Raw genomic sequence first — 12,854 nt, forward strand, 5'->3', positions numbered from 1 at the left:
AACTCTTACCTATCCTCGAAAGGAATGTAACCGCGATGACCACTAACCCTCATCATATCGACCCGACCGCGTATCTGGAAGAATTACTCACCCAGGCCTCCCCAGACTTGATGCGCCAGATGCTCACAAACTTCATCAACCAGATCCTCTCGACTCAAGCAGATAGTGTGTGCGGCACTGACTACGCCACGGTATCTCCCCAACGGACTAATACCCGCAATGGCCACCGTCCCTTAGACACCAGGGTAGGAAGCATTGACGTTGCTATCCCGAAGCTACGTCACGGCGCATTCTTTCCCGACTAGCTCTTAGAAAGACGCACCCAGACCGAAAGAGCCCTGACTACCGTGATAGCCACGTGTTATCTCAAAAGGGGTCTCCACTAGACGCATGAATGATTTGGTGGCCACGCTGGGCATTAACAATCTGTCGAAAACACAAGTGTCTGACATGGCCAAAGAACTCGACGAGATGGTCGCTGATTTTAAAGCCCGCCCACTGGATTCAAGGCCGTATTACTACCTGTCCTGTGACGCGTTGACAATGAAAGTCCGCGAAGGCGGACGAGTCGTTAAAACCAGTGTGCTTATCGCTACCGGCGTTAACAAAGACGGCTACCGTGAACTACTGGGCATACAGATTGCTACATCAAAATCCGTGGAATCATGGACCGGATTCTTCCAAGACCTCAAAGCCCGTGGTCTTGGCGAAGTCTATCTCGTCACCAGCGATGCGCACCTAGGAATCCAAGCTGGCTGTTGGTCAAGTACTACCTACAGCCAGCTGGCAACGTTGCCGGACACATTTTGCTAAGAACCTGTCCTCAAAAGTGTCAAAACGCCAGTGGACAACACTATCGGGAATGTTTCACTCCATCTTCTAGCAAACCGACGCGCAAGCTACCTGGGACCAAGCCCGCTAGGTCGTAGATTTCTGCACCGAGCGTTTTCCCGACGCAGCCGACTACCTGGAAGAATCATTAGATGAGATACTCGCGTTTACAGCCACGCCCAAAGCTGTATGGACGAAGGTATGGTCCAATAATCCAACAGAGCGTTTGAACCGTGACATCAGGCGGCGTACCGACGTTGTAGGAATCTTTCCCAACCGCGCAGCAGTCATCCGCCTCGTCGGCGCCGTACTAACTGAACAGCATGACGATTGGATTCAGCAGAAACGCTATATGTCACTAGCAAGCTTGGAACACACCCGACGCCTGATAGCTACCACTACCATCCGCGCCAACGACGCAGACACCATCGAGGCAGCCTCCTAATTGAACCAACATCAACCCCGAGACGGACCCCAACACCGACCCTGACACTGTCCCCCGATCCACCGATTCAGAAAGGACAGATACACCACTTCACCGGACTTGACTCTGCTTCACGCAACGACGATGAGCGCTTTGCGCGGGTCAATCATAAAAAGGTTGCCCGGATCATGAAAAACATGAAACTACGTGGATTTAGCAAACGCCGCCGGTGCGTGACTACCCAGCGCAGCACATCAACTCCGGTGTTTGAGGACCTAGTGAAACGACGGTTTCATGCGCAAGCACCAAACCAAGTGTATGTCGGTGATATTTTACCTATTTGCCCTGTAGGAACAGCTCTACTATGTATCTGGCCACGGTTATTGACCTGTACTCGCGCAAACTTGCCGGTTTTGCGATCGCAGACCATATGCGAAGCAGCCTCGTAATTGAGGCTCTAGACCATACCAATACAGCCCGTGGTGGGCTTGATGGTGCCATCTTTCATTCAGATCAGAGGGTGTCAGGTGTTTTGTGTGTGAGGCTCTGATCCAGAAGGAGTTTCACTGATAATGACTACCGTGTCACCGAGGAAAGGTCATGACCCGAACAGGGTCAACGAGATCAGCGCTAAGCTGATGGAAAATCCGGAAATCGCCGAACTGATCGGCGAGTTGTCGACTTCCACCGATGATGCCAGCGACCTGGTCAAAGGTCTTTTGCAGGCATCGATCAACGCTGGTCTGCAGGCTGAAATGGACGCGCATCTGGGATACGCGCACTCTGATCGTACGGCGAAAGCCCAGCTGGGCACCCCGGATGGTGGCAATCACCGCAACGGGTCGTACACCAAAACCGTCAACTCTGGTTACGGCACCTTTGATGTGACTATGCCCCGGGATCGAGCTGGCACGTTTACGCCGCGGATGCTGCCTAAAGGCACCCGCCGTCTGACGGAGCTTGATGACATGATCATCTCCCTGTACGCCGGTGGGATGACCGTGCGCGATATTTGCCACCACCTCGCCACCACCCTCGGGGTGGATATGAGCCCAGATACGATCAGCACCATTACCGACGCGGTGTTAGAAGAGGTCATGATCTGGCAAAACCGCCAGCTCGACGAGTTCTACCCAGTGATCTTCCTCGACGCGCTGCGAGTGAAGATCCGCGATGGCCACCGCGTGGTCAACAAGTCTTGCTACATGGCGGTAGGCGTCGACATGGACGGCATCAAGCACATCCTGGGATTGTGGATCGCAGACAATGAAGGCGCCAGTTTTTGGGCATCCGTGTGCGCTGACCTTGCCAACCGTGGGGTCCAAGACGTGTTCATCGTCTGCTGCGACGGGCTCAAAGGCCTGCCGGAAGCCGTGGAGGCAACCTGGCCGAATTCCATGGTGCAGACCTGTATCGTGCACCTGATCCGGGCGGCCAACAGGTGGGTGTCCTACCAAGACCGCAAACCCGTATCAAGTGCGCTACGGGAGGTCTACACCGCACCGACCGAGGACACCGCCCGCGCCGCCCTGGACGCATTCGAGGCCAGTGAACTGGGCCGTAAATACCCGCAATCGGTCAAAGTCTGGCGCGACGCCTGGGACCGGTTTGTGCCATTTTTGCAGTTCCCGCCTGCGGCACGGCGGGTACTCTACACCACGAATTCGATCGAATCGCTGAATGCTGAGCTGCGTAAAGCTACTCGTAACCGCGGCCAGTTCCCGAACGATACCGCGGCGCTGAAAACGCTGTGGCTGATGATCTGCAACATCGAGGACAAGCGCGCTGCCCAGCGAGCGAAGAAAGCGAAGCGCGCCATCGAATGCAACGGCTATATTGAAGGAGCGAAAGCCACCGGGTGGAAACAAGCCATCAACCAACTAGCCGTGGCTTACCCCGACCGATTCGCGGACTACTTGTAAACCAAGCCCCCCGCACACAAACAATCGGACACTCTCTTCAGATCATGGCAGCGTGTACACATCAGCAGCGTTTAGCACACGATGCCAGGAACTTGGCGTAATCCAGTCCATGGGTGCTATCGGTACCAGTGCAGATAATGCGTTAGCAGAGTCATTTAATTCCACGATGAAAACAGAAGTCCTGCGTAATAGGAAAGTCTTCGCCAATCCGCTGCAATGCCGGCAGGAGGTATTTCGGTGGTGCATCAGATACAACACACAGCGCCGGCACTCTTGGTGCGGACAGATATCGCCCGATGTCTTTGAAGCCCAATCTATTACACTGACCAAGGCAGCATAACTGCCACTCACCCTGTCTACTTTTCAGGGGTCACGCCCGTCCGACATCGCCCGCGATTGCACCCGCACCGTCAACCGACTACGCAGCATCCTTACCCAGATCTACCCCAGCCTGGAACGAGTTCTTGCTGGCAGCACCCTAACGCGCACCCCAATCCTGGACATGCTGATCCACTACAAAGGGCCACAAGGGCTGAAACGAGCCGGATACCATCGGGTGCTGAACTGGATGATCAAGCACACACGAAAAGACCCTACCCCGCTGGTAGACGAGATTTTTGCAGCACTAAAAGCGCAAACAGTCACCGTACCAGGAAGCGATGCCGCCGAGCTCGTCATTCCCCAACTAGCTGCAAACATTAAAGCACTCAAAGCGCAACGTGGGCACCATTGCTGAACAAGTCGAAGAGATGCTTGACGATTTCCCTCTTTGTGAGGTCGTGGATAGAGCATACCCGGAGTCGGCATCAAGACCGCAACACAGATCCTTACTAGCGATCGGTAACGGCTTACGACTTCGACAGCTCCGGCCACCTGGCTGCATACGCGGTCATCTGCCTAGCACGACGCCGATGCAACGTCATCTACGCAATGCCGAAAAACAAAGAGTTCTTCCGAGAAATCCCACCACGCCCAGTCGCCGCATAACAACAAAAGACAAAGCCGACCAGTACACGCTGGCCGGCTACTAGGCGCGCCTAAACGACTGCCCCCATACCTGTACTCACCTGTGGCAACTTAACACTTGACAAAAACATAGGGACACCCCGCCCAAGGAAGCGACGTAGCCCGCGCACTTATTAAGTGCCGTCCGCGAGCACACCCACTCGATAGAAGCAACACATATTGCTTCTTTTGTAGAACATTCCAATAAACGTTCCATGGGATTACACCAACATCTAGGTTTTACCGTGCTGGGTTCTTTCCAGCTGCACGACAAGGACTATTCCGTGTTCGTACAGCCGGTGAACTAACTACAAATGCTGGGTGGTAAGCAACCCGCGCTTCATGCGTTCAAGCAGGTTTTTACGCAGGTAAAGCAAGTACCACCACACCGCGATATACACGATGGCCATGATGCCCATGGAAACGTGGACGAAAAATCCCGCCAGAGCAAACACCTGAATGCCAATATCGGCTCCCAGTGCCCACTTCTTTCCTTGTAGGAAAGACAGCAGCAACATAACCGTGGACACCACGGTGACATAGACCCAGTTCGGAGTGGTCCAATATGCGCCGTTGTCTACGCGTAGGATCACGGTGAGAACGAGATAAAAGGAGATGGCCTCCATCATCATCGTTCCAGCCATGACCCCACGCAGTCCTTTCATCGGATCTTTCACCGGCGCATGTCCTGGACCTAGTGGGCCATATTGCTCATCACTCATGCGGGGTCCTTTCCAAACAGGGTTCGGGCCTCGCCAGCAGTCACCACAGATCCGGTGACGATTACACCGGAACCGGATTGCACTTCAGTGTCCTCGGCGAGTTCCACTGCCAGTTCGACCGCCGACGGCAGCGAATATGTCACATGGACGCGTTCTTCGCCAAAGACGTTGCGTGCTTCCTCGGCGAGGTCGTCGGCAGCAAGAGCGCGTGGCGAGGAGTTGGTGGTCACCACGATCTCGGATAGATGAGGTTCCAGGTCACGCAACACGCCCACGTAATCCTTATCGCCAAGCACTGCTACGACACCGATCAGGCGTGAGAAATCGAAGTCGCGCTCTAGGGCCTTACCCAGTGCCGCAGCACCGTGGGGGTTGTGAGCTGCGTCGATAAAGACAGTCGGGGCTGTACGCACGCGTTCAAGTCGGCCTGGGGACTGCACGGTAGCAAAACCTTCGCGAACCGTATCAAGGTCTAGCTGGCGGCCAGCACCCGCACCGAAGAAGGCCTCCACAGCAGCCAATGCGGTCGCTGCGTTGCGAGCTTGGTGCTCACCAGAAAGTGGCAAGAAGATGTCCGGATATTCCCCTCCAAGGCCACGAATGCTGATCTGTTGACCACCAACCGCGATAGCAACATCCGTCACACCAAATTCCACCCCGGCGCGGGCAACAGAAGCATCCACGCTCACGGCTTGTTCAAGGATCATGTTCATCGCCGCGGGATCTTGCTCCGCAACGATCGCGACGTTATCCGGCGGGGTCAGCAGGTCGGAGGCATCCCAACGCGACTTGATGATGCCAGCTTTTTCAGCAGCGATTTTCTCGATGGTATCTCCAAGAAAATCAGTGTGATCGAGGTCCACAGGCATAACCACAGCAACATCAGAATTGATCACATTGGTGGCATCCCAGCGACCCCCCATGCCCACTTCCACCACTGCAACATCGACAGGGGCATCCGCAAATGCGGCATAGGCCATGGCCGTGAGCACCTCGAACTTGCTCATCTTGGGGCCATCATTGGCCTCAGAGTGAGCGTCGACCATCTCCACATAGGGTTTGATCTCGTTCCAGGTTCGCACGTAGTCACGTGGGTGGATCGGCTGGCCGTCGATAGCAATGCGTTCGGTGACCAGCTGAAGGTGCGGGCTGGTGGTGCGGCCGGTACGGCGATGGAAGGCACGCATGAGGGATTCGATCATGCGTACCGTCGACGTTTTGCCGTTGGTTCCGGCTACGTGAATAGCCGGAAACGCATGTTCTGGATGACCCAGCAGATCCATCAACATCTCTACACGCTCGAGCGTGGGGTCAATTTTGACCTCGGACCAGCGCTGATCCAGCTCCGCTTCGACGGTGGCCAAATCCATGAGGTCATCGGCCGTGATCTCGCGAGGGGCGGGCGCTTCAGTGTCCGCGTTGACGTCGATAGGCAACGAAAGGCCCGTCTCGTTGAGAGAGACTTCTCCTAGGTGGAGATCCTCGTCTTTCACTTCAGCTCCTCAAGACGTGCACTGATACGTGCCACTTCTTCTTGGGCGATTTGCTGACGCTCGCGAATCTTGGCCACCACAGCCTCTGGGGCTTTAGCCAAGAAGGACTCGTTGCCGAGCTTCTTCGCGGTGGTTTCGAGCTCCTTGGTCGCTGCGGCGAGATCCTTATCTAGGCGCTTACGCTCCGCTTCCTTATCGACGGTTCCCGAGGTGTCCACGGAAATCTCGATGGTGGCTTGGCTCAGACGCACCTCAATGCTTGCCGACGCCGCGAAGTCCTCCGCAGGCTGATCCAATCGAGCAAGAGAGCGCACGAGATCTTCTTGTGCTGCCAGATCAGCAGCAGCAAAGTCCACAACACCTGGAACCTTTTGAGAAGGCTTAACACCCTGGTCGGAGCGGAAACGACGAATCTCAGTGACCAGCTTTTCCACATCTGCCATGCGGCGAGCTGCCACCTCATCGGTAGCAACGCCACCGTTGGTCATTGCAGCGGTAGGCCACTCGGCAACGTTGAGGGACTCACCATCAGTCAACGCCTTCCAGAGCACTTCGGTGACAAATGGCATTGCTGGGTGCAGCATGCGCAGCAACGCATCGAGCACCTGCCCCAACACGATCTGGGTGTTGCGGCCACGAGCCTGCTCTTGTGCAGACGCTGCCTCCATATCGCGTGGGATCTGAACCTTGGCGATCTCCAAGTACCAGTCGCAGAACTCACCCCATGCGAACTGGTACAACGCTTCATTGCCCTTGGCAAACTGGTAACGATCAAAGTAGTCGTCAACAGAAACGCGGACTTCTTCAAGGCGGTCAAGAATCCAACGGTCTGCGTCAGTCAGCTCGCTGCGCTCTGGCAGCGTACCCACCTCTGCACCGTTCATCAACGCGAACTTGGTGGCGTTAAACAACTTGGTAGCAAAATTACGAGAGCTCTGTGCAGAGTCCTCGCCCACTGGCAGGTCAACACCTGGGTTTGCGCCACGGGCCAGCGTAAAGCGCAAGGCATCAGCACCAAAACGCTCCACCCAATCCATAGGATCAATGCCGTTGCCCAAAGACTTACTCATCTTGCGACCCTGCTCGTCACGCACAAGGCCGTGGAGGAACAAGTCGTTAAATGGGATCTGTGGGCGGCCGTCGGTACCCTGCCCCACGATCTCTGGGGTGGTTTCACCTGCAAGGGTGCCAAACATCATCATGCGGGCAACCCAGAAGAACAGGATGTCGTAGGCGGTCACCAACACGGAGGTTGGGTAGAACTTATCCAGCTCAGGGGTCTTATCTGGCCAGCCCATGGTGGAGAATGGCCACAGCGCCGAGCTAAACCAGGTGTCCAACACGTCTGGGTCTTGCTCATAGCCTGCTGGTGGCTGCTCATCTGAGCCGATGCACACGATGTCGCGGTTGCCCTCAGCGTCTTCTGGGCCGTACCAGATAGGAATACGGTGGCCCCACCACAGCTGACGAGAAATGCACCAATCGTGCATGTCGTCGACCCAGTCAAAGTAGCGTGGCTCAGAAGAAGTTGGGTGGATAACGGTGTCGCGTTCACGGATGGCGTCGCCAGCCATAGATGCCAGCTTTTCTACTTTGACCCACCACTGCAAGGACAGGCGAGGCTCAATGGGCTCACCAGAGCGCTCCGAGTGGCCGACGGAGTGAACGTAAGGACGAACTTCCTTGGCAATGCGTCCCTGCTCAGCGAGTGCCTCGCGAATCTTCACGCGTGCTTCAAAGCGATCCATGCCATCGAACTGGGTGCCGGTGCCAGCGATGTGGCCAGTAGCATCCATAATGTTCGGCATGTCTAGGTGGTGGCGCAGGCCCAAAGCGTAGTCGTTAGGGTCATGTGCTGGGGTGATCTTAACGGCACCGGTGCCAAACTCTGGATCCACGTAGTCGTCTGCAACAACGATCATCTGACGATCCGGCAGGAATGGGTGTGGCAACGTGGTGCCAACCAGATCGGCGTAGCGCTCATCGTCTGGGTGGACGGCCACGGCTACGTCGCCAAGCATTGTCTCTACACGAGTGGTAGCCACAATTACGTGCGGCTTGTCGTCGTTAAGCGAACCGTAGCGGATAGAAACCAACTCGCCCTCGACGTCCTTGTACACGACCTCGATGTCGGAGACGGCGGTTTCTAGGATCGGCGACCAGTTAACAAGTCGATTAGCCTGATAAATCATGCCGCGGTCATACATCTGCTTGAAGATGGTCTGGACCGCACGCGACAGGCCCTCGTCGAGGGTAAAACGCTCGCGTGACCAGTCAACGGAGTCGCCAATAGCGCGCATCTGGGTGCCAATGGTGCCGCCGAACTTACGCTTCCATTCCCAGACGTGCTCAATAAACTCCTCACGGCTGTAATCCCAGCGGGACTTGCCTTCGGTTTCCTTGAGCATTGCTTCCACCTTGGTCTGGGTCGCAATACCAGCGTGGTCCATACCAGGAAGCCACAAGACCTCATAGCCTTGCATGCGCTTACGACGCGCGATGCCGTCCATAAGCGTGTGATCCAACGCGTGCCCCATGTGCAGCTGACCCGTCACATTTGGAGGAGGCAAAACAATGGAAAACGCCGGCTTGGAGCTCGCAGGATCCGCCGTAAAGTATCCCTTTTCTGCCCAGCCCTCATAGAGGTCTTTTTCAACTGCCTGTGGGTCCCAAGACTTTGGGAGTTTGTCAGCGCGATTAGTCATGGGGACTATCTTAACTGTCTTTTGCTGTGAAGCTGAACGAGAGTCCACCACAATGCGTGCGGTGGACTCTCGTTGTACAACAGTGCGGAAAAGACTAGCCGAGCAGATCCTTGACTGCCTCGCGCTCCTCTTCCAGCTCGGTGACGTTGCGTGCGATGCCGTCCTTCTGGAAGTCGCTGAGCTCAAGATCCTGAACAATCTTCCACTGTCCACCCTCGGAGATGGTTGGGAAGCCGAAGATCAAGCCCTCTGGAACACCGTAGGAACCATCGGATGGGATGGCAGCGGTGCGCCACTGGCCGTCGGTGCCGTTGATCCAGTCGTGCATGTGGTCGATTGCAGAGGATGCTGCCGACGCTGCCGACGACTTGCCGCGAACCTCAATGATCTCAGCGCCACGCTTAGCAACACGTGGAATGAACTCGCCGGTGTACCAATCGTGATCAACCAAGCCGGAGATTGCCTCGCCACCAATGGTTGCGTGGGTGATGTCAGGGAACTGGCCTGCAGAGTGGTTGCCCCATACGACGAACTTTTCAATGTCGTTCTTGTCGCGGCCGAGCTTCTCAGACAGTTGAGCGATACCACGGTTGTGGTCTAGACGCATCATGGCGTTGAAGCGATCTGCTGGGATGTCCTTGGCAGCGTGCTGTGCAATCAAAGCATTGGTGTTAGCAGGGTTGCCCACGACGAGCACGCGGATGTCATCAGCAGCGTTGTCGTTGAGCGCCTTGCCCTGTGGTCCGAAGATCTTGCCGTTAGCAGTCAGTAGATCTGCACGCTCTTCGCCCTTGCCACGTGGCTTCGCGCCGACGAGGAAGGCTGCATTGGTGCCGTCGAAAGCAACTTCTGCTTTGTCGGTGACCACAATGTTCTTGAGCAGTGGGAAGGCCGAGTCAAGAAGCTCCATGGCAACACCTTCTGCGCCACCGATTGCCTGCGGGATTTCCAGCAGCTGCAATTCAACTGGAGTGTTCTTGCCGTAAACGTCACCGTTAGCAATGCGCCACAACAGTGAGTAGGCGATCTGGCCAGCAGCACCGGTTACGGCAATCTTCTTTACTGATTCGGTCATCTCGAATCCTCTCCTTATTTCAGTCTCGCGATCGCAGCGACAACGTACATGACAACAACATCAAGCATTCGTTTGTTGTGAACTGCGTCAAACAACACCACCCAGAGTAACCTGTGCTGCCCATTTTTGCTTGCCCGATTTTAGAAAATCTTGCCCACATCTCCTAAGTTTTTCATCACATGTGAAGTAGAACTCACATAAATCAACACAATTGCCCGCCAGCCCCAACTTGTCCACCTATCTTTTGAACCACCCCCGAACCCACACGAAACAGCCCAACCCGTACATCCGACCTAGGAATCGACTCCTTAATACCCCCGAATTATCCACAGAATTCACCCCCATGGTCGCGTATCTCCTACAAGGAACCACTTTCGGCTATCTTAACCAGTGAGGTTCGTTGCTTTTTTACACAACAAAAGCACGGACTTTTGTAGTGAAGCAGAGAAAAGAATTTTTAAGAGACAGATCAACGTTCATCTGCCTCATCCCCAGGTCGCACAAGGAGCAGAACGTGAACGAATCTTCGCCCCATGACTCAGTCGCTAACGACCCAACGGAAGTCTCCACCGACACCGTCCTTGACATCGCACTCTCCCTATTTTCTGAGCTCGGATTCTCGGACGCCAAACTAGAAGCAATTGCTAAAAAATCGGGCATGTCTAAGCGCATGATCCACTACCACTTCGGCGACAAACGAGGCCTGTACATCTGCTGCTTGGAAGAAGCAGTACGACGCCTGCGCCCTACCGCCGAGGAAATGTATCTGGCCAGCGCTGTGCCCGTCGAGGGTGTACGCACCATCGTCGAGGCAGTATTCCACCGCTACGTCCAGCACCCAGAAGCTGTACGGATGCTACAGATGGAAAACCTACACCACTACGACAAGGTGGCAGAGGCTAGCCCACTGTCTGACCAATCAGCTATTACGCTGCAGCTCGATCGTCTGCTGATGCTCGGCCAAGATGCCGGCGCATTCCGCCCAGGTATTTCCGCACTGGATGTTTTTACCCTAATTGCATCGATCGCAGTGTTCCGTATCAATTCTCGATCGACCACGCTGAACCTCTACGGCATTGACATGATGAATGATGACAACACCGACGGTATGCGTCGTATGGCAGTCGATACGGTGCTGGCGTTTTTGACGTCTAATTTAAAGAGCGCTGATGAAGATAGCTACCTCAGCCGCCCGTTGCTCAGCACTGTCACTGAACACGTGGATGAGGAGGGCTCCTATGAAGTAGCAGCCGACCCCTTCTCTTAAAAAAAATTCTTTCCCCCCTGTTGAGGAGAAGATAGCGTTACGCTGTTTTCTCCTCTTCGTCTTTCTGGCTGTGCAAAATCATTTCGGGTTCCTGCAGGCCTCGAACTGCGGCCTCGTTGATACGCACCACTGCGACATCATCACGGTCAGGGATGTCATACATCACTGGCACGAGGAGTTCTTCCATGATCGCGCGAAGTCCACGCGCACCCGTACCGCGGTCGATGGCCAGATCGGCGATGGCTTGCAGTGCCTTGGGATCAAATTCTAGATCTACGCGATCCATATCAAATAGTCGTTGATATTGCTTGACCAGTGAGTTTCGTGGTTCGGTCAGCACTTTAACAAGGGAAGCTTGGTCCAAGTTGTTGACGGTAGCCACGATGGGAAGACGACCAATAAATTCTGGGATCAACCCGAATTTGACCAAGTCTTCGGGTAGAACATCGCGGAACACATCGACTGCATCGGTGTCTGCTTTTGTGGTCAACTCAGCGCCGAAGCCAATACCCTTTTTGCCGCGACGTTCTTCGATCACTTTTTCTAGACCTGCAAATGCACCGGCCACAATGAACAAGATGTTGGAAGTATCAAGCTGAATAAAGTCCTGGTTGGGGTGCTTACGCCCACCCTGTGGGGGGATGGAGGCCACGGTACCTTCGAGGATTTTCAGTAGTGCTTGCTGGACACCTTCGCCGGACACATCGCGAGTAATCGATGGGTTATCCGATTTACGGGAAATCTTATCTACCTCGTCGACGTAGATGATGCCACGCTGGGCGCGCTGAACATCAAAGTCTGCTGCCTGCAGGAGTTTGAGCAAAATGTTTTCTACGTCTTCGCCCACGTAACCGGCTTCGGTCAGTGAGGTGGCATCGGCGATCGCGAAGGGGACGTCGAGAAGCCGTGCAAGAGTTTGGGCGAGGTAGGTCTTACCGGATCCGGTGGGCCCTAGCATGAGAATATTGGACTTTTGGAGTTCGGTTTCTTCTTCCGAGGCACGCTTGTGCATTGTGCGTGATTCCTCAGCACGCACCCGCTTGTAATGGTTGTAAACAGCCACCGAGAGGATGCGCTTGGCATCATCTTGACCGATCACGTACTTGTCCAAGAAGGCGGAAATCTCTGAAGGTCGAGGCAGGCGGTCACCATTGTCTTTGGATTCTGCTGCCGACGAGTTGAGCTCCTCTTCGATGATCTCATTGCACAGCTCGATGCATTCATCGCAGATGTACACGCCGCCACCGGCGATGAGCTTCTTCACCTGTTTTTGGCTCTTCCCACAGAAAGAACATTTGAGGAGATCAGCGCTTTCTTGCATACGTGTCATAAGAGGTAGGAATCTCTCAATTCTTAAGGGGTGCGTTCTCTACGGCATTCCCGTAAAGAGGAAGTTCGATGGTAATTGCA

General features: G+C 54.9%; 8 protein-coding genes and 3 pseudogenes. 6 read left to right on the forward strand and 5 right to left on the reverse strand.

The window, feature by feature from the left end:
- The first annotated feature begins 35 nt into the window (after nt 1-35).
- The 5 genes and pseudogenes from ABMV07_RS10285 to ABMV07_RS10305 all read left to right on the forward strand — a co-directional run bounded on the left by ABMV07_RS10285 (nt 36) and on the right by ABMV07_RS10305 (nt 3,913).
- Nucleotides 36-1,276: pseudogene (locus tag ABMV07_RS10285) on the forward strand (IS256 family transposase).
- A gap of 140 nt (nt 1,277-1,416) precedes the next feature.
- Nucleotides 1,417-1,769, forward strand: a pseudogene (locus tag ABMV07_RS10290) (DDE-type integrase/transposase/recombinase); the annotation flags it as partial.
- A gap of 58 nt (nt 1,770-1,827) precedes the next feature.
- Nucleotides 1,828-3,177, forward strand: a complete 1,350-nt coding sequence (locus ABMV07_RS10295) for an IS256-like element IS1132 family transposase (RefSeq protein WP_374063848.1) — start codon at nt 1,828-1,830, stop codon at nt 3,175-3,177.
- Nucleotides 3,178-3,214: 37 nt separating this feature from the next.
- Nucleotides 3,215-3,517 (forward strand): annotated as a pseudogene (locus ABMV07_RS10300) (transposase); the annotation flags it as partial.
- 162 nt (nt 3,518-3,679) lie between these two features.
- The gene (locus ABMV07_RS10305; RefSeq protein WP_244660297.1) at nt 3,680-3,913 is read left to right on the forward strand and encodes a hypothetical protein; all 234 of its coding nucleotides are present in this window, start codon (nt 3,680-3,682) and stop codon (nt 3,911-3,913) included.
- Between the two features lie 577 nt (nt 3,914-4,490).
- Here ABMV07_RS10305 and ABMV07_RS10310 read toward each other — a convergent pair.
- The 4 genes from ABMV07_RS10310 to ABMV07_RS10325 form a co-directional block, all read right to left on the reverse strand.
- Complete coding sequence (locus ABMV07_RS10310; RefSeq protein WP_088266991.1) at nt 4,491-4,904, reverse strand: DUF4233 domain-containing protein; 414 nt, start codon at nt 4,902-4,904, stop codon at nt 4,491-4,493.
- Nucleotides 4,901-6,397 carry a bifunctional tetrahydrofolate synthase/dihydrofolate synthase gene (gene folC / locus ABMV07_RS10315; RefSeq protein WP_374064584.1) on the reverse strand — a complete coding sequence of 499 codons (1,497 nt, stop codon included), beginning with the start codon at nt 6,395-6,397 and terminating at the stop codon, nt 4,901-4,903. Before folC ends, ABMV07_RS10310 begins: the two co-directional genes overlap by 4 nt.
- Nucleotides 6,394-9,102, reverse strand: coding sequence for a valine--tRNA ligase (locus tag ABMV07_RS10320; protein ID WP_374064585.1), 2,709 nt, complete (start codon nt 9,100-9,102; stop codon nt 6,394-6,396). Before ABMV07_RS10320 ends, folC begins: the two co-directional genes overlap by 4 nt.
- Nucleotides 9,103-9,196: 94 nt before the next feature.
- On the reverse strand, nt 9,197-10,177 hold the full coding sequence (locus tag ABMV07_RS10325; protein ID WP_196977820.1) for a malate dehydrogenase: 981 nt from the start codon (nt 10,175-10,177) through the stop codon (nt 9,197-9,199).
- A gap of 514 nt (nt 10,178-10,691) precedes the next feature.
- On the opposite strand from ABMV07_RS10325, the gene ABMV07_RS10330 reads away from it, so the two are divergent.
- Nucleotides 10,692-11,444 (forward strand): TetR/AcrR family transcriptional regulator, encoded by a 753-nt coding sequence (locus ABMV07_RS10330; RefSeq protein ID WP_088266987.1) that lies wholly within the window; start codon nt 10,692-10,694, stop codon nt 11,442-11,444.
- Between the two features lie 37 nt (nt 11,445-11,481).
- Here ABMV07_RS10330 and clpX read toward each other — a convergent pair whose 3' ends face one another.
- Nucleotides 11,482-12,774 (reverse strand): ATP-dependent Clp protease ATP-binding subunit ClpX, encoded by a 1,293-nt coding sequence (gene clpX / locus ABMV07_RS10335; protein ID WP_088266986.1) that lies wholly within the window; start codon nt 12,772-12,774, stop codon nt 11,482-11,484.
- Between the last annotated feature and the right edge of the window lie 80 nt (nt 12,775-12,854).

The organism is Corynebacterium belfantii (assembly GCF_041898185.1).
Taxonomy (GTDB): domain Bacteria; phylum Actinomycetota; class Actinomycetes; order Mycobacteriales; family Mycobacteriaceae; genus Corynebacterium; species Corynebacterium belfantii.

Bases quoted from the DNA above. Each gene is read 5' to 3' on its own strand.
- ABMV07_RS10295 (WP_374063848.1), top strand. From the start codon at position 1,828: ATGACTACCGTGTCACCGAGGAAAGGTCATGACCCGAACAGGGTCAAC.
- ABMV07_RS10305 (WP_244660297.1), top strand. From the start codon at position 3,680: ATGCTGATCCACTACAAAGGGCCACAAGGGCTGAAACGAGCCGGATAC.
- ABMV07_RS10310 (WP_088266991.1), bottom strand. From the start codon at position 4,904: ATGAGTGATGAGCAATATGGCCCACTAGGTCCAGGACATGCGCCGGTG.
- ABMV07_RS10320 (WP_374064585.1), bottom strand. From the start codon at position 9,102: ATGACTAATCGCGCTGACAAACTCCCAAAGTCTTGGGACCCACAGGCA.
- ABMV07_RS10325 (WP_196977820.1), bottom strand. From the start codon at position 10,177: ATGACCGAATCAGTAAAGAAGATTGCCGTAACCGGTGCTGCTGGCCAG.
- clpX (WP_088266986.1), bottom strand. From the start codon at position 12,774: ATGACACGTATGCAAGAAAGCGCTGATCTCCTCAAATGTTCTTTCTGT.